Annotated in this window: 21 protein-coding genes; 11 read left to right on the top strand and 10 right to left on the bottom strand. The window is 57.6% G+C overall.

Going from position 1 to position 21125, the window contains the following annotated elements:
* Window positions 1–2: 2 nt before the first annotated feature.
* The 5 genes from U5A05_RS20170 to tldD all read left to right on the top strand — a co-directional run bounded on the left by U5A05_RS20170 (window position 3) and on the right by tldD (window position 8482).
* Window positions 3–608, top strand: a complete 606-nt coding sequence (locus U5A05_RS20170; RefSeq protein WP_321834509.1) for a Maf family protein — start codon at window positions 3–5, stop codon at window positions 606–608.
* A gap of 56 nt (window positions 609–664) precedes the next feature.
* Window positions 665–2122, top strand: a complete 1458-nt coding sequence (rng, locus tag U5A05_RS20165) for a ribonuclease G (RefSeq protein ID WP_261739641.1) — start codon at window positions 665–667, stop codon at window positions 2120–2122.
* A gap of 75 nt (window positions 2123–2197) precedes the next feature.
* Complete coding sequence (locus tag U5A05_RS20160; RefSeq protein ID WP_321834508.1) at window positions 2198–6010, top strand: YhdP family protein; 3813 nt, start codon at window positions 2198–2200, stop codon at window positions 6008–6010.
* 9 nt (window positions 6011–6019) lie between these two features.
* Window positions 6020–6859, top strand: coding sequence for a carbon-nitrogen hydrolase family protein (locus U5A05_RS20155; RefSeq protein WP_321834507.1), 840 nt, complete (start codon window positions 6020–6022; stop codon window positions 6857–6859).
* Between the two features lie 180 nt (window positions 6860–7039).
* Window positions 7040–8482 (top strand): metalloprotease TldD, encoded by a 1443-nt coding sequence (gene tldD / locus U5A05_RS20150; RefSeq protein ID WP_261739638.1) that lies wholly within the window; start codon window positions 7040–7042, stop codon window positions 8480–8482.
* A gap of 47 nt (window positions 8483–8529) precedes the next feature.
* Here tldD and yjgA read toward each other — a convergent pair whose 3' ends face one another.
* Window positions 8530–9051 (bottom strand): ribosome biogenesis factor YjgA, encoded by a 522-nt coding sequence (gene yjgA / locus U5A05_RS20145; RefSeq protein ID WP_261739637.1) that lies wholly within the window; start codon window positions 9049–9051, stop codon window positions 8530–8532.
* A 107-nt stretch (window positions 9052–9158) separates the two neighbouring features.
* On the opposite strand from yjgA, the gene pmbA reads away from it, so the two are divergent.
* Window positions 9159–10505, top strand: coding sequence for a metalloprotease PmbA (pmbA, locus tag U5A05_RS20140; RefSeq protein WP_321834506.1), 1347 nt, complete (start codon window positions 9159–9161; stop codon window positions 10503–10505).
* A gap of 580 nt (window positions 10506–11085) precedes the next feature.
* Here pmbA and U5A05_RS20135 read toward each other — a convergent pair.
* Window positions 11086–11271, bottom strand: a complete 186-nt coding sequence (locus U5A05_RS20135; protein ID WP_321834505.1) for a hypothetical protein — start codon at window positions 11269–11271, stop codon at window positions 11086–11088.
* A 302-nt stretch (window positions 11272–11573) separates the two neighbouring features.
* On the opposite strand from U5A05_RS20135, the gene U5A05_RS20130 reads away from it, so the two are divergent.
* From U5A05_RS20130 to U5A05_RS20110, 5 genes are read left to right on the top strand one after another with little or no spacing between them, the layout of a single operon-like run.
* Window positions 11574–11969, top strand: a complete 396-nt coding sequence (locus tag U5A05_RS20130; RefSeq protein WP_261739634.1) for a FagA protein — start codon at window positions 11574–11576, stop codon at window positions 11967–11969.
* Window positions 11962–13338: a class II fumarate hydratase gene (locus U5A05_RS20125; RefSeq protein ID WP_261739633.1), complete on the top strand. Its 1377-nt coding sequence runs from the start codon at window positions 11962–11964 to the stop codon at window positions 13336–13338. Before U5A05_RS20130 ends, U5A05_RS20125 begins: the two co-directional genes overlap by 8 nt.
* 27 nt (window positions 13339–13365) lie before the next feature.
* Entirely contained in the window at window positions 13366–13815 is a 450-nt protein-coding gene (locus tag U5A05_RS20120; RefSeq protein WP_261739632.1) for a DUF2753 domain-containing protein, read from the top strand.
* A gap of 1 nt (window position 13816) precedes the next feature.
* The gene (locus U5A05_RS20115) at window positions 13817–14428 is read left to right on the top strand and encodes a superoxide dismutase (protein ID WP_261739631.1); all 612 of its coding nucleotides are present in this window, start codon (window positions 13817–13819) and stop codon (window positions 14426–14428) included.
* 27 nt (window positions 14429–14455) lie between these two features.
* Window positions 14456–15352: a ZIP family metal transporter gene (locus tag U5A05_RS20110; RefSeq protein WP_261739630.1), complete on the top strand. Its 897-nt coding sequence runs from the start codon at window positions 14456–14458 to the stop codon at window positions 15350–15352.
* A gap of 213 nt (window positions 15353–15565) precedes the next feature.
* On the opposite strand, the gene U5A05_RS20105 is transcribed toward U5A05_RS20110, so the two are convergent.
* The 8 genes from U5A05_RS20105 to lptC form a co-directional block, all read right to left on the bottom strand.
* Window positions 15566–15838, bottom strand: coding sequence for an HPr family phosphocarrier protein (locus U5A05_RS20105; RefSeq protein WP_261739629.1), 273 nt, complete (start codon window positions 15836–15838; stop codon window positions 15566–15568).
* A 15-nt stretch (window positions 15839–15853) separates the two neighbouring features.
* On the bottom strand, window positions 15854–16711 hold the full coding sequence (rapZ, locus tag U5A05_RS20100; protein ID WP_321834504.1) for an RNase adapter RapZ: 858 nt from the start codon (window positions 16709–16711) through the stop codon (window positions 15854–15856).
* A 2-nt stretch (window positions 16712–16713) separates the two neighbouring features.
* A complete protein-coding gene (gene ptsN, locus U5A05_RS20095) occupies window positions 16714–17178 on the bottom strand; it encodes a PTS IIA-like nitrogen regulatory protein PtsN (protein WP_261739627.1) in 465 nt (154 codons plus the stop codon).
* A gap of 12 nt (window positions 17179–17190) precedes the next feature.
* Window positions 17191–17499, bottom strand: a complete 309-nt coding sequence (gene hpf / locus U5A05_RS20090) for a ribosome hibernation-promoting factor, HPF/YfiA family (RefSeq protein WP_016781796.1) — start codon at window positions 17497–17499, stop codon at window positions 17191–17193.
* A gap of 75 nt (window positions 17500–17574) precedes the next feature.
* Window positions 17575–19068, bottom strand: coding sequence for an RNA polymerase factor sigma-54 (locus U5A05_RS20085; protein ID WP_261739626.1), 1494 nt, complete (start codon window positions 19066–19068; stop codon window positions 17575–17577).
* Between the two features lie 238 nt (window positions 19069–19306).
* Window positions 19307–20032, bottom strand: coding sequence for an LPS export ABC transporter ATP-binding protein (gene lptB, locus U5A05_RS20080; protein ID WP_261739625.1), 726 nt, complete (start codon window positions 20030–20032; stop codon window positions 19307–19309).
* Window positions 20032–20562 carry a lipopolysaccharide transport periplasmic protein LptA gene (gene lptA, locus U5A05_RS20075; RefSeq protein ID WP_261739624.1) on the bottom strand — a complete coding sequence of 177 codons (531 nt, stop codon included), beginning with the start codon at window positions 20560–20562 and terminating at the stop codon, window positions 20032–20034. Before lptA ends, lptB begins: the two co-directional genes overlap by 1 nt.
* Window positions 20549–21121 carry an LPS export ABC transporter periplasmic protein LptC gene (gene lptC / locus U5A05_RS20070; protein ID WP_321834501.1) on the bottom strand — a complete coding sequence of 191 codons (573 nt, stop codon included), beginning with the start codon at window positions 21119–21121 and terminating at the stop codon, window positions 20549–20551. The genes lptA and lptC overlap by 14 nt, the downstream gene beginning before the upstream one ends.
* Window positions 21122–21125: the final 4 nt, after the last annotated feature.

The raw sequence follows: 21125 nt of genomic DNA, 5'->3' as shown, positions 1-21125 counted from the left end.
TGATGACCTCGCTTTATCTGGCCTCTGGCTCACCGCGCCGACGCGAGTTACTGACTCAAATCGGCGTGCCGTTTCAAACAGTCAGTGCGGCCATTGACGAAACCCCCCTCCAGAATGAATCCCCTGTGGCCTATGTCGAGCGCCTGGCGCGTGAAAAGGCCCAAGCTGGACGCCAGCAACTGCTGGCATCGAAACCGGACGACGGGTTTTGCGTTCTGGGGGCCGATACGGCTGTGGTGCTCGATGAGCACATTCTCGGTAAACCAGTCGACGAGGCCGACGCCTTGGCTATGCTCATGGCGTTATCTGGCCGGGAGCATGAGGTGTTGACCGCCATCGCGATTGTGGATGCCGGGCGTTGCGAAACTCGAGTGGTGCGCAGCCAGGTCCGTTTTCGAAACATCGACAAACAAGAAGCCAGCCTGTACTGGGCCAGCGGTGAGCCGCAGGATAAAGCCGGTGGTTACGCCATTCAGGGCTTGGCAGCGGTGTTCGTGGCGGGTCTAAATGGCAGTTATTCAGCCGTTGTTGGGTTGCCCGTGTGCGAAACCGCAGAACTGCTCGGGCATTTCGGCATACCCTGTTGGCAAAACCTTACCGTGCGCTGAATACCGCACCTACGAGACGTGGCACTACTGTGATGACGCCTGAACGAGACCCAGCCATGAGTGAAGAGATCCTGATCAACATCACGCCGATGGAATCGCGCGTGGCGGTGGTAGAGAACGGTGTTCTGCAAGAGGTGCATGTCGAGCGTACCCAGCGCCGGGGCATTGTCGGCAACATTTATAAAGGCAAAATTGTCAGGGTTTTGCCCGGCATGCAGGCGGCCTTTGTTGATATCGGGCTGGACCGCGCGGCCTTTATCCATGCCTCCGAAATTTCCCTGCGCGAAGGCCAGGCCGTTGAAAGCATCAGCACGCTGGTGCACGAAGGCCAGAGCCTGGTGGTGCAGGTTACCAAGGATCCGATCGCTTCCAAGGGCGCACGTCTGACTACTCAGCTGTCGATTCCTTCACGCTATCTGGTGTACATGCCGCGCACCGCGCATGTTGGTATTTCGTTGAAAATTGAAGACGAAGCCGAACGTGAGCGTTTGAAGCGGGTGGTCACCGATTGCGTGGCCCAGGAAGGCATCCAGGAAGCCGGTGGTTTTATCCTGCGTACGGCGGCCGAGGGCGCCGGGGCGGATGAAATCCTGATGGATATTCGCTACCTGCGCCGCTTGTGGGACCAGATCGGGGCCCAGATCAAAACCGTTGGTGCGCCGACTGTGATCTACGAAGATCTAGGCTTGGCACTGCGCACATTGCGCGATCTGGTCAGTCCCAAGATCGAGAAAATCCGCATCGATTCGCGTGAAACCTTCCAGAGAACCACTCAGTTTGTTGCCGAACTGATGCCTGAAATTGCCGACCGCCTTGAGCACTACCCAGGCGAACGGCCGATTTTTGACTTGTACGGCGTGGAAGACGAAATCCAGAAAGCCCTGGATCGCAAAGTCCCGCTCAAGTCCGGCGGTTATCTGGTGGTCGATCCGGCTGAAGCCATGACCACCATTGACGTCAATACCGGCGCATTTGTGGGCCATCGCAACCTTGAAGAAACCATCTTCAAGACCAACCTCGAAGCGGCCACCGCCATTGCCCGGCAATTGCGCCTGCGCAACCTGGGCGGGATCATCATCATTGACTTCATCGACATGGAAGATGAAGAGCATCAGCGTCAGGTGCTGCGCACCCTCGAAAAACAGCTGGAGCGTGATCACGCCAAGACCAACATCATCGGGATTACCGAGTTGGGTCTGGTGCAGATGACCCGCAAACGCACCCGCGAGAGCCTTGAACAGGTTCTGTGCGAGCCGTGTGTGTGCTGCCAGGGCCGGGGCAAGCTGAAAACCGCTGAAACCATCTGCTATGAAATTTTCCGTGAAATCCTGCGTGAGGCCCGGGCCTATCAGGCGACAGGTTATCGGGTGTTGGCCAATCAGAAAGTGGTCGACCGCTTACTGGACGAAGAGTCCGGCAACGTTGCGGAACTGGAAGGTTTTATCGGGCGTACGATTCGTTTTCAGGTCGAAACCATGTATTCCCAGGAACAATACGATGTGGTGCTGCTCTGAAGTATCAGACGTCGTATAGCGTTAAAAAGGGGCTGAGCTCAGCCCCTGTGATCATTACTGAAGGGGCCACCTGACATGGAGCGTCTGACACGCTTTTTTGCCGCGCTGACCCGTTGGGGGTTGGGCCTGTGCGCCCTGGTTTTAGTGTTGACGGCGCTGTACGTCAGCCTCGGCCGTGAATTGACCCCGCTGATCGCTGAATACCGCATCGAGGTGCAGAACAAAGCCCGCGAAGCCTTGGGCATGCCATTGACGATTGGCAGCCTTGAGGGGCGCTGGAGCGCCATGGCGCCCGTATTGCTGGCACACGATGTGATGATTGGCGAGGGCAACAGTGCCTTGCGCCTGGATGAAGTGCAGGTGGTGCCCGACGTGTGGGCCAGCCTGTTGAACCGTGACATCCGTATCGCCCGCGTGCAACTCAATGGTCTGCAACTTAGCTTGCGTCAGGACCAGGACGGCCATTGGGCCCTCGAAGGGTTGCCGGTACAGGACGACCAGCCACTGGATCCTGAGCAATTACTCAATCAGCTGCAGCGTGTATCGCAGTTGTCGGTGCTCGACAGCCAGGTGACGCTCGAACCCTTCAAGCACGCTCCGCTGACCATGACCTATGTAGGGCTGACGCTGGACGTTGGCGCCTCGGATCAGCGCCTCGACGCGCGGCTTACCTTGCCCGATGGTCAACCTGTAGCGCTGAGCCTCAAGACCCAGGTTCAGGCTAGCCAGTGGCGAGATGGTGCGGCCCAGGCTTATGTCAGCCTGCCGCAGAGTGACTGGGCCAAATGGCTGCCCGCCACGCTGCTTCAACCGTGGAAAGTGTCTGAACTCAAGGCGGGTGGCGAGCTCTGGTTTAACTGGAACAAAGGCTCGGTACAGAGCGCGGTTGCACGCTTGAATGCACCAAAAATCAGCGGTGCCTACGCCGACCGTAAAGCCGAGACCATTGACAGCCTGGCGCTGCATGCCTGGGCTGAACGGGGCAAGCAAGGTTTCAATGTAGTACTCGATTCGCTGGCAATGGACCTGGGCAAGACCCGCTGGGAAACCCGCATGCAGTTGCAGCAGTTCGCGGCGACCGACAAGGAGCAGGAGCGCTGGCACTTGCAGGCTGACCGCCTGGACCTGACCCCGATTACACCGTTGCTCGATTCGCTGGCGCCGTGGCCCGACGGTTTGGCCAAGGTGATCGACCAGCTCAAGGTCACGGGTACGCTGCGTAATGTGCTGCTCGACTACCGTCCCGACGCGACAGGCGATGAAAAGCTCAGCTTCGCTGCCAATCTGCAACAGGTCGGGTTCAATGCCACCCACGGTGCCCCGGCTGCGCGCAACGTCAGCGGCCTGATCAGCGGTGACCTGGGCAAGGGCGAACTGCGGCTCGACAGCAAGGATTTCATGCTGCATCTGGAGCCGATCTTCGCCAAGCCCTGGCAGTACCTGCAAGCCAATGCTCTGCTGACCTGGACCTTGAACAAGGACAGCTTCACCCTGATCGCGCCGTACATCAAAGTGCTGGGGGAGGAGGGCAAGATCGCGGCTGACTTTTTGATTCGGATCCACCTCGACCATTCCCAGGAAGACTACATGGACCTACGGGTCGGTCTAACGGATGGCGATGGTCGTTTTACCCCCAAATACCTGCCTGAAGTGTTGAGCCCGGCGCTTACCGAATGGCTGAGTACCGCGATTATCAAGGGCGCGGTCGAAGAAGGTTTTTTCCAGTACCAAGGATCGCTGAGCCACGACGCCGTTGCGGCGGCACGCAATATCAGCCTGTTCTTCAAAGTGCAGGGTGCAGAACTGGCGTTCCAGCCCGGCTGGCCCCATGTGCGCAATGTCTCGGGTGATGTATTTATCGAAGATAGCGGCGTGCGGATCATGGCCAGCAAAGGCCAACTGCTCGACACGCAGGTTCGCAACGTTGCGGTGAGTATTCCCCATGTGCCCAGCGGCAAGGTCAGTCATCTGTTGCTGGATGGCGATTTTGACGGTGGTCTTGGTGACGGCCTGAAAATTCTTCAGGAGGCGCCGATTGGCACCGCTGAAACCTTTGCTGGCTGGCAGGGGGAGGGCTCGCTCAAAGGCCGGGTCGATCTGGATATCCCGCTGGGCAAAGGTGAAGAGCCGAAAATCCTGGTGGATTTCAATACCGACAAGGCGCGCTTGAAAATCAGCGAACCTGAGCTCGAACTCACTCAACTCAAAGGCGACTTTCGCTTTGACAGTGCCAAGGGGCTGAGTGGCAAGGGCATCAGCGCACGTGCGTTTGATCGTCCGATCACGGCGCAGATCTTTGCCGACGGCAAGCCCGGCCGCATCAGCACCCGTTTGGTGGCAAGCGGTCAAGTGGGGGTTAAAAAACTCACTGACTGGCTCAAGTTCAATCAGCCGATCCCGGTGACGGGTGATTTGCCTTATCAGCTACAGCTTACTCTGGACGGTGCCGACAGCCAGTTGCGCGTCAGTTCCAGCCTCAAGGGCGCTGTGGTGGATTTACCAGCGCCGTTCGGTCTGGCGGCCAATGAGAGCCGCAACAGCGTGTTCCGCATGACCCTGCAAGGGGCCGAGCGCCGCTACTGGTTTGACTACGGTGACCTGGCCAACCTGACCTTTGCCGCCCCCAATGGCAAGTTTGAAGACGGGCGTGGCGAATTGTTCCTGGGCGATGGCGACCCGGTGCTCCCTGCCAGCAAGGGCTTGCGTATTCGTGGCGTGCTCTCGGAACTGGACGTTGCCCCGTGGCAGGCGCTGGTCGAGCGTTATGCAGGCAAGGACCCCGGCGGCAGTGCCAAGCAACTGCTCAACAGCGCGGACTTTAAAGTCGGCAAGTTGATCGCCTTCGGCACTCAACTGGATCAGGTTCGCTTGATGATGAAGCGCAATGCCGCCTCCTGGGCGTTGCAAATCGACAGCAAGCAGGCCCTCGGTGCGGTGACTTTGCCAGATGCCAAAAACGCCCCGATTGTGGTCACGATGCAGAGCATTCGTCTGCCCGCGCCCGACCCCAAAGTGGTGGCCGACGAAAATGCCCCGGACCCGCTAGCTGCGGTTGATCCGCGAAACATTCCGGCGCTGGACATCGTCATTCGACAGCTCTACCAAGGACCGGACTTGCTTGGCGCCTGGTCGCTCAAAGTACGGCCAAACAGTCGTGGCATTAGCCTCAACAGCCTGAACCTGGGGCTCAAGGGCCTGCTGCTCGAAGGCTCGGGTGGTTGGGAAGGCGTCGCGGGTAGCAGCAAGAGCTGGTATCAGGGCCGTCTGGGTGGCGGCAATTTGGCTGACGTACTCAAGAACTGGGGCTTTGCCCCCAGTGTGACCAGCAATAATTTTCATCTGGACGTCGATGGCAACTGGCCGGGTTCACCGGCCTGGATCGGCCTCAAGCGTTTTTCCGGTACCCTGGATGCTTCACTCAATAAAGGCCAGTTTGTGGAAGTCGATGGCAGCGCCCAGGTGCTGCGCATTTTTGGTCTGCTGAATTTCAACGCCATTGGCCGTCGCCTGCGTCTGGACTTCTCCGACCTGTTTGGCAAAGGTCTGAGCTACGACCGGGTCAAGGGCGTGCTCAATGCCAGCAGTGGTGTCTATAGCACCAGCAAACCGATTCTGATGACCGGGCCATCTACCAACCTGGAGCTTAATGGCACGCTGAACATGGTCACCGATCAGGTCAACGCCAAGCTGCTGGTGACCTTGCCGGTGACCAACAACCTGTCCTTGGCCGCGTTGGTGGTGGGTGGGCCAGCGGTAGGTGGGGCGGTATTTTTGCTCAACAAGCTGATCGGCGATCAGGTGTCGCGCTTCGCCAGTGTGCAATACAGCATTCAAGGCCCGTGGAACGATCCGAAGATCACCTTCGACAAGCCTTTTGAGAAAAAATAGGAGCGCGTCATGTCGTTTGCAGTGATTCAAATGGTCAGTCAGAGCGATGTGCTGGCTAATCTGGCTCAGGCTCGACGCCTACTGGAAAAGGCGGCTGCTGGCGGCGCGCAACTGGCCGTACTGCCTGAAAACTTTGCCGCCATGGGCCGTCGTGATATTGCCGATATCGGTCGCGCCGAGGCATTGGGTGAAGGCCCGATCCTGCCATGGTTGAAACAGGCCGCTCGCGACCTCAACTTATGGGTAGTTGCCGGGACATTACCGTTGCCGCCAGAAGGCCAGCCAGATGCCAAGGTCAATGCCTGCTCGCTGCTGATCAATGCTGACGGCGAGCAAGTGGCTCGCTACGACAAACTGCACTTGTTCGACGTGGATGTGTCTGACAGTCGTGGTCGTTATCGTGAATCTGACGACTATGCTCATGGTGAGCGAGTGGTGGTGGCTGATACTCCAGTCGGCAAGCTGGGCCTGACCGTGTGCTACGACCTGCGCTTTCCAGAGCTGTACAGTGAGTTACGAAGCGCTGGTGCGGAGCTGATTACTGCACCCTCGGCATTTACCGCCGTGACGGGGGCGGCGCATTGGGACATTCTGATTCGCGCGAGGGCCATCGAAACCCAGTGTTACGTGCTTGCAGCGGCCCAGGGAGGCGTTCATCCGGGTCCGCGCGAGACCTACGGGCACGCTGCCATCATCGACCCTTGGGGGCGGGTGCTGGCCGAGCAGACGCAAGGCGAGGGCGTATTGCTGGCCGAGCGTGACTCCGTCGAACAGGCGGATATCAGGGCGCGCATGCCGGTGGTGAGCCATCGGCGATTTTTTTCGCAGGGCGCGCAGACGCGCGTTTAGAAGCACGGTTTTGGTTGGATGCATTTTTTGTGGGAGCTGGCCTGCCAGCGAAAACATTACTGCGCTGAGCCAGGCAGACCGAGTCGCCTGGATCGTCAGCAGGCTGGCTCCCACAGTAATTTTCAGGCCCGTGGGTTCAGCACTCAAAGATGCTGATGCGGGGGCCAAGACGGAGTGAGTATGAGCGAGTTGTTGACCTCAGTCAGCGAACACCTGTTGGCACCGGGCGGTGTCACCATCGAAAGTCTGCAAAGCGTATTGGGTGACCTGGCCGGGCCAGGTATCGATGCGGCAGACCTGTATTTTCAGGGCCAGATTTCCGAGTCTTGGGCACTTGAAGACGGCATCGTCAAAGAAGGCAGCTTCAATCTCGATCAGGGTGTAGGCGTGCGCGCCCAGTCTGGCGAGAAAACCGGTTTTGCCTACAGCAACGCGATCACCCTGGAAGCCCTGGGGCTGGCTGCTCGTGCTGCTCGTTCCATCTCCCGCGCTGGTCAAAACGGCACGGTGCAGGCATTCACCACCCAGGACGTGGCCCAGCTGTATGGCCCGGATAACCCGCTGGAAGTCATCAGCCGCGCTGAAAAGGTCGAACTGCTCAAGCGTATTGATGCCGCTACCCGCGCCCTCGATCCGCGTATTCAGCAAGTCACCGTGAGCATGGCCGGGGTCTGGGAACGGATTCTGGTGGCCTCCACTGACGGTGGCCTGGCGGCAGATATTCGTCCTCTGGTGCGTTTCAATGTCAGCGTCATCGTCGAGCAAAATGGTCGTCGCGAACGCGGCGGGCATGGCGGTGGCGGGCGTACCGATTACCGCTATTTCCTCACCGACGACCGTGCCATGGGTTATGCCCGTGAGGCACTGCGTCAGGCGCTGGTCAACCTTGAAGCCGTACCGGCACCCGCAGGCACCATGCCTGTAGTCCTTGGTTCTGGTTGGTCTGGTGTGTTGCTGCACGAAGCCGTGGGCCACGGTCTGGAAGGGGACTTCAACCGCAAGGGCAGTTCAGCCTACAGCGGCCGCATGGGTGAAATGGTTGCCTCCAAGCTGTGCACCATTGTCGATGACGGCACCCTGGCCGGTCGCCGTGGCTCGCTCAGCGTCGATGACGAAGGCACCCCGACCGAGTGCACTACGCTGATCGAAAACGGCGTGCTCAAGGGCTATATGCAAGACAAACTCAATGCTCGCCTGATGGGTGTGGCCCGCACCGGCAATGGCCGTCGCGAGTCCTACGCGCATCTGCCAATGCCGCGCATGACCAACACCTACATGCTGGGCGGTGAAAGTGACCCGGCCGAAATTATTGCCTCGGTGAAAAAGGGCATCTACTGCGCCAATCTGGGCGGTGGTCAGGTCGACATCACCAGCGGCAAGTTCGTGTTCTCCACCAGCGAGGCGTACATGATCGAAGACGGTAAAATCACTTACCCGATCAAAGGCGCAACCCTGATTGGCAACGGGCCGGAAGCGATGAGCAAGGTGTCGATGGTCGGTAACGATCTGTCGCTGGATAGCGGCGTGGGGACATGCGGCAAGGACGGACAGTCGGTGCCGGTAGGCGTTGGGCAGCCAACCCTGAAGATTGACGCGATTACTGTTGGCGGTACGGGCGGTTGATGGAAGTTTCCGGGAAGGCTGCCAGGCAACCCTCCCGGATACGAGGCTTAACGCAGACCGCGTTGAGACTCGTCCAACCCACGAATGTACTTGAACAATTTGCGGCTTGAAGCCGGTGCCTTGTTCTGAGCCAGTTCGTGTTTGGCCTGACGTATGACCGAGCGCATTTGCTGGCGATCAGCTTCAGGGAACTCGGCAACAAACTTTTCCAGTACTGCGTCATCACCTTCGATCAGGCGATCACGCCAGCGCTCGAGGTTGTGAAAACGTTCGTTGTACTGGCGAGAAGAGGCATCGACTTGATCGATCAAAGCAAGAATTTCATCAAGCGGTTGATCGCGCATCAGTTTGCCGATGAACATCATATGGCGCTTGCGCGCAATATTGGCCGTGTGTTTTGGAGCATCTGCCAGAGCCTTTCGCATTGCGTCAGTCAGGGGCATTTTGTTCAGCAAGTCAGGCTTGAGTGTCGTGAGACGCTCGCCCAGATCAACCAGAGCATGAAGCTCGCGTTTGACCTGCGATTTGCTTTTTTCGCCGTCGAAGGCGTCGTCGTAAGAATCAACCATGGTGGCAGTCCGCAAAGAAACGCCGCCATGATAACCAGTCGGGGGCCGCTTGTCCGGCCCGGTCGCTCGGCGGCCCTGCCGAAAACAGAATTTGAGTGGAGAAAACCATGAGTGCAGTACAAAGCGTCGGCCCGCAGGCCTTGCCGGCACTGCAAGAGCAGGTAGAGCAAATCATCGCCGAAGCCAAGCGTCAGGGCGCCAGTGCCTGTGAAGTAGCTGTGTCGCTGGAGCAGGGCCTGTCGACCTCGGTACGTCAGCGCGAAGTCGAAACCGTTGAGTTCAACCGCGATCAGGGTTTTGGCATCACTCTTTACGTGGGGCAGCGCAAAGGTTCGGCCAGCACTTCGGCCACCGGCCCGGATGCGATCCGCGAAACCGTCGCCGCGGCGTTGGCGATTGCCCAGCACACCTCCGAAGATGAAAGCTCGGGTTTGGCTGATGCCAGCCTGATGGCTCGAGACCTGAAAGATTTCGATGTGTTCCACACCTGGGACATTACCCCTGAGCAAGCCATCGAAAAGGCCCTGGCCTGTGAAGCCGCAGCGTTCGAGGCCGACAGCCGGATCAAGAACGCCGATGGCACCACGCTAAGCACGCATCAGGGTTGCCGCGTATACGGCAACAGCAACGGCTTTATCGGTGGTTCGGCTTCGACCCGTCATAGCCTGAGCTGCGTGATGATCGCCGAAGGCGATGGCCAGATGCAGCGCGACTACTGGTATGACGTCAATTGCCAGGGTGAGCTGCTGATGGACGCCGCAACCATTGGCCAGCGCGCTGCAGAGCGCGCCGCTCGCCGCCTGGGTTCACGCCCGGTGCCGACCTGCGAAGTGCCGGTCCTGTTCTCGGCCGAGTTGGCCGGTGGCTTGTTCGGCAGCTTCCTGGGCGCAATCTCGGGCGGCAACCTGTACCGCAAGTCATCGTTCCTGCTGGATACCATGGGCCAGCAGATTTTCCCTGAGTGGCTGACCCTGGATGAGCGTCCGCATTTGATGCGCGCCATGGGCAGTTCGTCGTTCGATAACGATGGTTTGGCCACTTACGCCAAACCGTTTATCAAAGATGGCGAATTGGTGTCCTACATCCTCAGCACCTACTCCGGGCGCAAGCTGGGCATGCCAAGCACCGCCAACGCGGGCGGCGTGCACAACCTGTTCGTGACCCATGGCGATGAGGATCAGGCCGCATTGATCCGGCGCATGGGCCGCGGCCTGTTTGTCACTGAACTGATGGGCAGCGGCTTGAACATGGTCACCGGCGACTACTCCCGTGGCGCGGCGGGCTTCTGGGTCGAAAACGGCGAAATCCAGTTCCCGGTGCAAGAAGTGACGATTGCCGGCAACATGCGCGACATGTTCAAACAGATCGTGGCCGTGGGCAACGATCTGGAACTGCGCAGCAACATCCGTACCGGCTCGGTGCTGATCGAACGCATGATGGTGGCGGGTAGCTAAGCGCGAGTCATATGGGGCTTGCGCCGTACTCTGTAGCCGCTGAGGAGCTTCGCGAGGCTGCGTCCGGCTGCGCAGCAGTCGTAAACCATACAACCTGGGTATATCAGAGTTTTAACCATTGCCGGGTTTACGAGGACTCTGTCCTCGGACGCAGCCTCGTTCTACTCGTCAGCTGCTACAGATCGCAATCGTTGCAAAAACTCCGTAGCCGCAGCGAGGCTGCGATGGGTTGCGCAGCATTTGAAGGGCCTTCGGCCCTTTTCGCAGCCTCGTACCTCGACAGCGGCTACAGGTTTTACTGCGCCGCTAGTCATAGTTGAGCGATAGCGGGATGGAGTAGCTGCCTATCCCCGTCGTACCATCGCGTCACTGCTCAGATTACGCACCATGACACTGGCTTCTTTTTTATTTCCTTCAAATACTGCTCTGGTTGAATTGAGCGTAATTGAGGCCTCTGCTTGACTGTACAGAAACACGGTAAACAGAACGGCGACTATGTTCAAACTTTGAAATAACATATTAATAGTCTCGGTGCGCGTGTGAAAGTTAAGGAAAGGCAGAGGTCTTTCTTTGTTTTTACTTAGTCGTAAATAAACGTAAAAGCCATGCTTGCATTGGCAGCGCCAGCCGCCAGTGATATGCCGTTTTTGATGTGTGCGGCGCACAGATCTATTGTTGCAGTGGCCGCACCCGTGCCATTAACCGTGGGTGGTGTAGTTAGACGATTACCAACATCAATATTAAAAATCGTGTTGTTGTTGTCCATCAGCTACCTCTAAGGGTGTAGGAAGCTGCAGTGGGTACTGAGTGAATACGAGGTAGATGATAGGTTTCTGGCTGCAGTACGGATGTGGGATGAGACCCTATTACTTGTAAGGATTTTCCTAATACTTCTATGGCCAGCAGTAGCACCACCGGCGGAGTGAGATTTTTCTCAGGCAATAAAAAGACCGCGATCAATGATCGCGGCCTTGCGGATCCGGGAACAGGGCTCTAAGCCATCATCAGGCTTGTTTTGATAATCAATATCGCTTAATAATGAATCTCATTATCGAGTGAGCTTGGGTCATGAGTTCAGCCTTGCGTGAAGGGCCGTATCTAGAAAGCTGGCGTTGGATGAGCCGCCAGATCCGTTGCGGGCTGGCGCCGAACGAGCCACGCCTGATCGAGCATTATCTGGCTGAAGGCCGCTATCTTGCGGGCTGCACGGCGACCTCGCCGTGGATGATTGCCGTAACTACCTTCCGGCTGCTGCTGGACACCGCAACCGACACCGCGCTGCCGTGGCACTGGCGCACTCAGTGTCTGGACCACGCGTGGCGCCCGCTGCGCGACCTCGAAACCCAAGCCCTATGTAACTGCCGACTCAAGCGCTGGCAAAGCTGTGCCTGGCAGTTGGCGACCTGCGAGCTCGAGCCTTCAATTTCTTTAACAGAACTGGTGCAAGGATTTCCTGATGAGTAACACTCGTATCGAACGTGACAGCATGGGCGAATTGCACGTACCTGAGGCGGCGCTCTATGGCGCACAAACCCAGCGTGCAGTCGACAACTTCCCCATCAGCCATCAACGCATGCCAGCGCAATTCATTCGCGCACTGATTCTGGCCAAGGCCGCAGCCGCCCAAGCCAACATTGAACTCAAGCAAATCAGCGCTGCCCAGGGCGAGGCCATAGTCGAGGCCGCCCAGATTCTGCTGACCGGTGACTTTATGGAGCACTTCCCGGTGGATATTTTCCAGACCGGATCGGGCACCAGTTCCAACATGAATGCCAATGAAGTGATCGCAACGCTTGCCACGCGGCTGCTGGGTGAGCCGGTTAACCCCAACGATCACGTCAACTGCGGGCAAAGCAGCAACGACATTATCCCGACCACCATCCATGTCAGCGCGGCTCTAGGCTTGCACGAGCAACTGCTGCCCGCGTTGACGCATCTGGTGCAGGTTATCGAGCACAAAGCCGAGCAGGTTCATCAGTACGTCAAAACCGGCCGTACGCACTTGATGGATGCCATGCCCGTGCGCATGAGCCAGGTGCTCAACGGCTGGGCGCAACAGCTCAGGGCTAATATCGAGCATTTGCACAATCTGCAGCCTGCGCTGCAATCGCTGGCGCAGGGCGGTACGGCGGTGGGCACCGGGATTAACGCGCACCCGCAGTTTGCCGCTTTGTTCAGTCAGCAGCTCACGGCCCTGACCCAGGTGAAATTCACTCCGGGCAAAGACCTGTTTGCCTTGATTGGCTCGCAGGACACGGCCGTGTCGGTGTCGGGGCAACTCAAGGCCACTGCGGTTTCGCTGATGAAAATTGCTAACGACCTGCGCTGGATGAACTCAGGTCCCTTGGCAGGCCTGGGCGAGATCGAGCTTGAGGCCTTGCAGCCGGGCTCTTCGATCATGCCGGGCAAGGTCAACCCGGTGATTCCGGAAGCCACGGCAATGGTCGCAGCTCAAGTGATCGGCAACGACACGGTGATCACTATCGCGGGGCAGTCCGGCAACTTTGAACTGAACGTGATGTTGCCGGTAATTGCCCAGAACCTGTTGAGCAGCATCGAGCTGCTGGCCAATTCCAGCCGCCTGTTGGCCGACAAGGCCATCGCCAGTTTCAAGGTCAACGAGGGCAAGCTTAAAGAAGCGCTGGCGCGTAATCCGATTCTGGTGACGGCCCTGAACCCGATCATTGGTTATCAGAAGGCTGCCGAAATCGCCAAGACCGCCTATCAACAAGGCCGCCCGGTGATTGATGTGGCCCTCGAATACACCGACCTGCCACGCAGCCAGCTTGAGGTCTTGCTCGACCCCGAGAAGTTGACTGCAGGCGGCGTTTAACGCATCGACACTGCTTTGGAGGCTCACATGGAACACTGGAAACGCACGATCGAAAGAGCCAATCGCTGTTTCGCCGAGGGCGAGCTGGTCGATGCGCGGGAGCATTACTTGCAGGCGCTGGCGCTGGCACAAGTTCTGTTCGAGCGCTGGAGTGATGCCGACGAAGCAGTAGCGGCTTGTGTCATTTCGCACCACAACCTGGCGGATCTGCACCTGCGGCTCAACCAGCCGGAGGAGAGCGTCGAGTACCTCTGCGCGATCCACCAGCGTTTATTGCAAACCATGCAGAACGCTCGCCTGTCGTCGGCCTTGCGTGAAGCAGCGTTGCGTCAGAGCAGTAAAACCTATGTTGAGCTTTTGAACTTTATCAGTGAGCACGGTGAGTACCCGCGCTCCAATCTTTTACTCAAAAGCAACCTGGCTCAGAGCAGCCATGAATATTCGACAGTTAGCGGCCATCACTTGGGAGCACATTGATATGACTTACACCTTGCCTGCCTTGCCTTATGCCTACGACGCGCTCGAGCCGCACATTGATGCGCAAACCATGGAAATCCACTACACCAAGCATCACCAGACCTATATCAACAACCTGAATGCGGCGGTGGAGGGCACGGAGTGGGCCCAGTGGCCTGTGGAAAAACTGGTGGCCAGTGTTAATCAGTTGCCCGAAAAGCTGCGGGCAGCGGTGATTAACCAAGGTGGCGGGCATGCCAACCATTCGCTGTTCTGGGAAGTTATGAGCCCTCAAGGCGGTGGCAAGCCCGAAGGTGAGTTGGCCAAGGCGATTGATCAGCAACTGGGCGGGCTGGAGACCTTCAAGGAGAACTTCACCAAGGCAGCGCTGACTCGTTTTGGTAGTGGCTGGGCCTGGCTGAGTGTGACCCCGCAAAAAACACTGGTGATCGAGAGCAGTGGTAACCAGGACAGTCCGTTGATGAATGGCAATACGCCGATTCTCGGGCTGGACGTATGGGAGCACGCCTATTACCTGCGCTATCAAAACCGTCGCCCGGAATACATCAATGCGTTTTACAACGTGATTAATTGGCCTGAAGTGGCGCGTCGCTATCAAGCAGCGATTGGCTGAGCCCACTCAAAAGGATTCAGGCGGATTATGGGCACGCAAATATTGGCGGTAGGTGGCGTGCGGATGTTTCGCTATGCCCTCGGCACGCTCTTGCTACTGGCGGGCACAGCCTTGCTGGTAGCCAAGGGTTTGGTCTGGCTGGATCTGGAGCCGAAACTGTTGCGGGCGCTGCAGGGCGGTTCGCTCTGTGCGCTGGGCACTGCATTGGGTGCGGTGCCGGTATTGGTCATTCGTAAAATGCCGGTGGCGGTCAGCGATACCTTACTTGGCTTTGGTGCCGGGGTGATGTTGGCGGCCACGGCCTTTTCGCTGATTGTGCCGGGGATTGCTGCCGCTCAAGGCCTGGGGTTGTCGCCCTGGTCTTCCAGCGGGCTGATCAGTCTGGGCATCATGCTGGGCGCTTTCTGCCTGTTTCTGGTGGATCGCAAGGTCTCGGGTGTCGGGCCGGAGGTGTTCGCCAGCCGCCCAGGCGAGCCGGTTATTGCACCGCGGATCTGGTTGTTTGTGATTGCGATTGTGGCGCACAACATTCCCGAAGGCATGGCGGTCGGGGTGTCGGCGGGGGGCGGTATGCCTGATGCCGATAGCCTGGCGATGGGCATAGCCTTGCAGGATGTGCCTGAAGGGCTGGTGATTGCCTTGGTGCTGGCAGGGGCGGGCATGTCGCGGGTCAAGGCGTTCCTGATTGGCGCAGCCTCCGGTCTGGTTGAGCCGGTGTTCGCGGTGCTCTGCGCTTGGCTGGTCAATCTGGCTGAGGTGTTGTTACCGTTGGGGCTGGCATTGGCGGCAGGGGCGATGCTGTTGGTGGTCACGCAGGAGGTGATCCCGGAGTCGCGGCGCAATGGTCACGAAAAACTGGCGAGCCTGGGGTTGTGTGTTGGCTTTTGCCTGATGATGGTGATGGATACGGCGCTTGGGGCGTAGTCGCAGCCTTCGTTCCTCGCCGGCGACAAGGCGAGCAAAACTCCTGTAGCAGTTGACGAGTAGAACGAGGCTACGTTCGGCTGCGAAGCAGCCGTAAAACCATTCAGCCTTGGTGTTTCAGATAAATCGCGTATACCGGGTTTACGACGATTGCATCGCCGAACGCAGCCTCGTGGAGCTCGTCAGCTGCTACGAGCAATTGCGTCGCTTTGCTCACTCACCCTCATCAAAGAAGTTGTTGATCAGTTTGGCCAGTGCATCCAGAGCTTCCTGCTCCTGCTCACCTTCGGTCATCAGGTGGATGGTGGTTCCCTTGCCCGCAGCGAGCATCATCATGGCCATGATGCTTTTGCCATCTACCATTGATTCAGGAGTACGACCCGCCCGGATCTGACATGGGAACTGCCCTGCGATACCGACGAACTTTGCTGATGCCCGGGCGTGCAAGCCCAGTTTGTTGATGATTTCAATTTCCAGTACAGGCATCGCGGGGTAGATCCTTCAAGTAAGGTCGCGGTGGCGAACCTGGACGTTCTTCAGAGTTTCTTGCAGGCATTTGCCCAAGCGTTCGGTCAGGTACACCGAGCGGTGATGCCCGCCCGTGCAGCCAATACCAATCGTTACATAGGCACGATTACTGGCAGCAAAACGCGGTAGCCACTTCAACAGGTAACTGGAGATATCCTGGAACATCTCTTCGACATCGGGTTGTGCTGCCAGATAGTCGGCAACCGGTTGGTCGAGTCCCGATTGCTCGCGCAGCTCGGGTTTCCAGTACGGGTTAGGCAGGCAACGTACGTCAAAGACCAGATCAGCATCCACTGGCATCCCGCGCTTGAAGCCAAACGACTCAACCAAAAAGGCAGTGCCGGGTTCAGGCTTGTTCAGCAGGCGCAACTTGATGGTGTCACGCAACTGATACAAGTTCAGATTGGTGGTGTTGATGGTCAGGTCTGCGAGGTCAACAATTGGCCCGAGCAGTTGGGTTTCGTCTCGAATAGCTTCGGCAAGTGAGCGGCTTGCGCTGCTGAGCGGGTGACGGCGACGTGTTTCCGAGAAGCGCTTGAGCAAGGTTTCTTCGTCGGCGTCCAGGTACAGAACATCGCACTGGATATGCCGATTACGAACCTCTTCAAGCAGTTGGGGGAAACGTGACAAGTGGCTCGGCAGGTTTCGCGCATCGATCGATACGGCCACCAGCGGCTGCGCCAATTCGGTGTGAATCAGCGCACGCTCGGCCAGTTCCGGCAGCAAGCCGGCTGGCAGGTTGTCGATGCAGTAGAAGCCGTTATCTTCAAGGACGGCGAGGGCTGTACTTTTACCGGAGCCGGAGCGTCCGCTGACAATTACTAAGCGCATGATTAATGACCGTTCTGTACGTCCAGAACAACCTGATACAACGCTTCGTTGCTGGATGCGTTACGCAGTCTTTCGCGAACGTCTTTACGATCGAGCATGCTGGCAATCTGCCGGAGCAGTTCCAGGTGTGCATCGGTTGCCGCTTCTGGCACCAGCAAAACGAACAGCAGGTCGACCGGCGCGCCATCGATGGCGTCGAAATCTATAGGGGCGTCGAGGTGAAGCAAGGCGCTGACTGGCGACTCACAGCCCTTGAGGCGGCAGTGGGGTATGGCGATGCCGTTACCAAAACCGGTAGAACCCAGTTTTTCACGGGCGATAAGGCTCTCAAAAACATCCTGCATTTCGAGACCAGGCACTTCGCGGCTGATCAGGTTGGCAATGTGTTCGAGTGCGCGCTTTTTACTGCCGCCCGGCGCGTTCACCAAGGAACGGCCGGGGGTCAGGATACTTTCAAGTCGGATCATGGGTAGGGAGTATTAACGACCGGTCGCGCCCTGGAGCAGGCTTTGGGTCTTTTCCTTATGCTTTTTCAGTTGGCGATCAAGCTTGTCAGTGAGCAGATCAATGGCGGCATACATGTCGTCATGCTCGGCGTTGGCAACGACTTCTCCTCCATGGATGTGCAAGGTGGCTTCGATCTTCTGTTTAAGTTTTTCGACCGCCATCGTTACCTGTACGTTGGTAATCTTGTCGAAGTGACGCTCCAGTCGGTCGAGTTTTTCGCCGATGTAAGCGCGTAGCGGTTCGGTGACTTCCAGTTGGTGTCCACTGATGTTGACTTGCATACAGTTTCTCCTTTGATGCCATTGCATAAAGCGGCAGGCCGAGCAGCCTGCCACTGAAACGCTGGGGTCCGTGGCTTACATCAACCGCTTACGTTCGCTTGAAGGCGCTATCCCTAGGGATTCGCGGTACTTGGCGACGGTGCGACGGGCTACCTGAATACCTTGTGCCTCCAGTAAACCAGCGATCTTGCTGTCACTCAACGGCTTTTTCTGATTTTCAGCCGCAACCAGTTTTTTGATGATGGCACGGATCGCGGTGGAGGAGCATTCGCCGCCTTCGGAGGTGCTGACGTGGCTGGAGAAAAAGTACTTAAGCTCATAAATACCGCGGGGGGTATGCATGAATTTCTGCGTAGTTACTCGCGAAATCGTTGATTCGTGCATGCCGACAGCTTCTGCGATGTCATGCAGTACCAACGGCTTCATGGCCTCGTCGCCATATTCCAGAAAGCCGCGCTGATGCTCGACGATTTGGGTAGCCACTTTCATCAGGGTTTCGTTGCGGCTTTGCAGGCTTTTGATGAACCAGCGTGCTTCCTGCAACTGGTTGCGCATAAAGGTGTTGTCGGCACTGGTGTCGGCGCGGCGCACGAAACCCGCGTATTGCGGGTTGACCCGCAAGCGTGGCACGGACTCTTGATTGAGTTCTACCAGCCAGCGTTCGTTGTCCTTGCGTACGATCACGTCAGGTACGACGTACTCGGCTTCGCTGGACTCGATTTGCGAGCCAGGGCGCGGGTTGAGGCTTTGCACCAGCTCAATGACCTGGCGCAGCTCGTCTTCCTTGAGCTTCATGCGGCGCATGAGTTGGCTGTAGTCGCGCGCGCCCAGCAGATCGATGTAGTCAGTGACCAGGCGTTTGGCTTCGTTCAGCCAGGGTGTCTTGGCCGGGAGCTGACGCAATTGCAGCAGCAGGCACTCGCCCAGGTTGCGCGCACCGATGCCAGATGGCTCGAATTGCTGAATGCGGTGCAGAACGGCTTCGATTTCATCGAGCTCAATGTCCAGTTCCGGATCGAACGCTTCGAGAATTTCCTCGAGGGTTTCGTCCAGGTAGCCCTGGTTGTTGATGCAGTCGATAAGGGTCACGCCGATCAGTCGGTCGGTGTCAGACATCGGTGCCAGGTTCAATTGCCACAGCAGGTGACTTTGCAGGCTTTCGCCAGCAGAGGTGCGGGTGGTGAAGTCCCACTCGTCATCGTCGTTGCTTGGCAGGCTGCTGGCGCTGGTCTGGTAGATGTCTTCCCAGGCGGTATCGACTGGCAGTTCATTGGGAATGCGGTCGTTCCAGTCGCCTTCGTCCAGGTTATCTACAGTTTGCGCAGATTCCTGGTAAGTCGGTTCCTGAACGTCGGTATTGGGTTTTTGCTCGATGTTGTCGGCCAGGGGGTCTGCATTGTCGAAGTCGTCGCCTTCTTCCTGGCGTTCGAGCATCGGATTGGACTCCAGGGCTTCCTGGATTTCCTGTTGCAGGTCGAGGGTCGACAATTGGAGCAGGCGGATGGCCTGTTGCAGCTGAGGTGTCATCGTCAGCTGCTGGCCCATTCTCAAGACTAGCGATGGTTTCATGGCAGGGGCTTAACACCTTATTCGCCGGCGCACATGGCGCCATCCACTACAGGGCGCGTGAGCGCCAAACATAAGCAAATTATATGCCTGAAACCGATGCGTTTGCCTAGGGGGTGCTCAGATTAGTTTTTTGCTTGCGCAACTAATCGAGAGCGCTCCCCATCGAGCGCCTGGATAATAAAAATCATGCGGACTTTTTTCTGTCCTTGGCGCTCCGGCAACACGCTATATCCTGGCCTTACAAGCGGAATTCATTGCCCAGATACACTTCTCTCACCAACTTGTTGGCAAGAATCGTTTCAGCATCACCTTCGGCAATAAGTTGGCCGTCGTTAACGATATAAGCGGTTTCGCAGATGTCGAGGGTTTCGCGCACGTTGTGATCAGTGATCAGTACGCCAATGCCCTTGGCTTTGAGGTGGTAGATGATTTGCTTGATGTCGCCGACCGAGATCGGGTCAACCCCGGCAAAGGGTTCGTCGAGCAGGATGAACTTGGGGGCGGTGGCCAGTGCCCGGGCAATTTCTACTCGGCGACGCTCGCCGCCCGACAGGCTCATGCCCAGGTTGTCGCGGATGTGGTTGATGTGGAACTCTTGCAGCAAGCTTTCCAGCTCTTTGCGTCGACCTGCCTTGTCGAGTTCCTTGCGGGTCTCGAGGATCGCCATGATGTTGTCGGCTACCGACAGCTTGCGAAAAATCGAGGCTTCCTGCGGCAAGTAACCAATACCGGCGCGTGCGCGACCGTGCATCGGCTCATGGCTGACGTCCAGGTCATCGATCAGGACGCGGCCCTGATCGGCATGTACCAGGCCGACAATCATATAGAAGCACGTGGTTTTGCCCGCGCCGTTAGGGCCGAGCAAGCCCACGATTTGCCCGCTGTCGATCGACAGGCTGACATCACGTACTACCTGACGGCTCTTGTAGCTTTTGGCCAGATGCTGGGCTTTCAGAGTTGCCATTACTGGGCCTTCTTCTTGGGCTGGATCACCATGTCAATGCGTGGGCGAGGTGCTGTGACCTGGCTGCCATTGGCGCGACCGGCGCTGGCGACTTGTTTCACCGTGTCGTAGATGATTTTTTCACCTTCGGTGGTGTTGCCGTCGTTGATGACTTTAGCCTTGTCGATCAGCACGATGCGGTTTTGCGGCGCATGGTATTGAATGGTAACGGCATAAGCCTGAACCGGCTTGGGGTCCGTGGCTTTCTGCAGTTGCTCGAAGTAAGCCAGGTTGCCGACGGAAGTAACCACGTCGATCTCGCCCGCGCTATTGCGAGTAATGGTGACGGTGTTGCCAGTGATTTTCATCGAACCCTGGGTGATGATTACATCGCCCTTGTAGGTGGCAACGCCTTGCTTGTCATCCAGTTGGGCTTCGTTGGCCTGGATGCGGATAGGTTGCTCGTTGTCGTTCGGCAGAGCCCAGGCGCTCACGCTTCCCAGTGCTGCGCTCAAGCTGAGCAATAAAGGGAGGGTTTTAACGAGACTCATACTGTCCTCTTACGTTGGACAGCAGGTCCATCCTGCCGTCTTTCAAATATGCTTTCATGCCCTTGCCGGTCGTTACGCCGCCAGCACCGTCGATTCTAACGTCTCGCTCGGTCTGCGCATATTGCTTCTGCGGGAATACAGTCATGCGGGTACTGGTAATAACGGTGCTGCGGTTCTTCTCGTCGGTGCGGGCAACACGCACCGAGTCGATCAGCTCGACCTGCGTACCGTCCGGGTTGACTTCGCCACGCTCGCTCTGCACGTGCCATGGGTATGCCGTGCCGCGATACATTTGCATGTCGGGGCGGGTCAGTTGAGTGACTTCCGACGCTTTAAGATGTTCAAGCTTGTCGGAGGTCATCTCGTATTGCAGCTTGCCGTCTGGCAAGTACTGAAGGCTGCGTGCATTGACGGCGTAATAGTCGATAGCCTGTTCATCAACAGCCACGGCAGGGGTGTCGAGAAAGCGTTCCGGTCTGATATTCCAGTAGCCAACTGCCGCAAACAGCGAAGCAATGACCGCGAATAGCAGAATGTGGCGAATCTTTTTGCTCAGCATATAA

This window comes from Pseudomonas kulmbachensis, from assembly GCF_963681935.1.
GTDB lineage: Bacteria > Pseudomonadota > Gammaproteobacteria > Pseudomonadales > Pseudomonadaceae > Aquipseudomonas > Aquipseudomonas kulmbachensis.
This window is presented reverse-complemented; position numbering and strand designations above follow the sequence as displayed.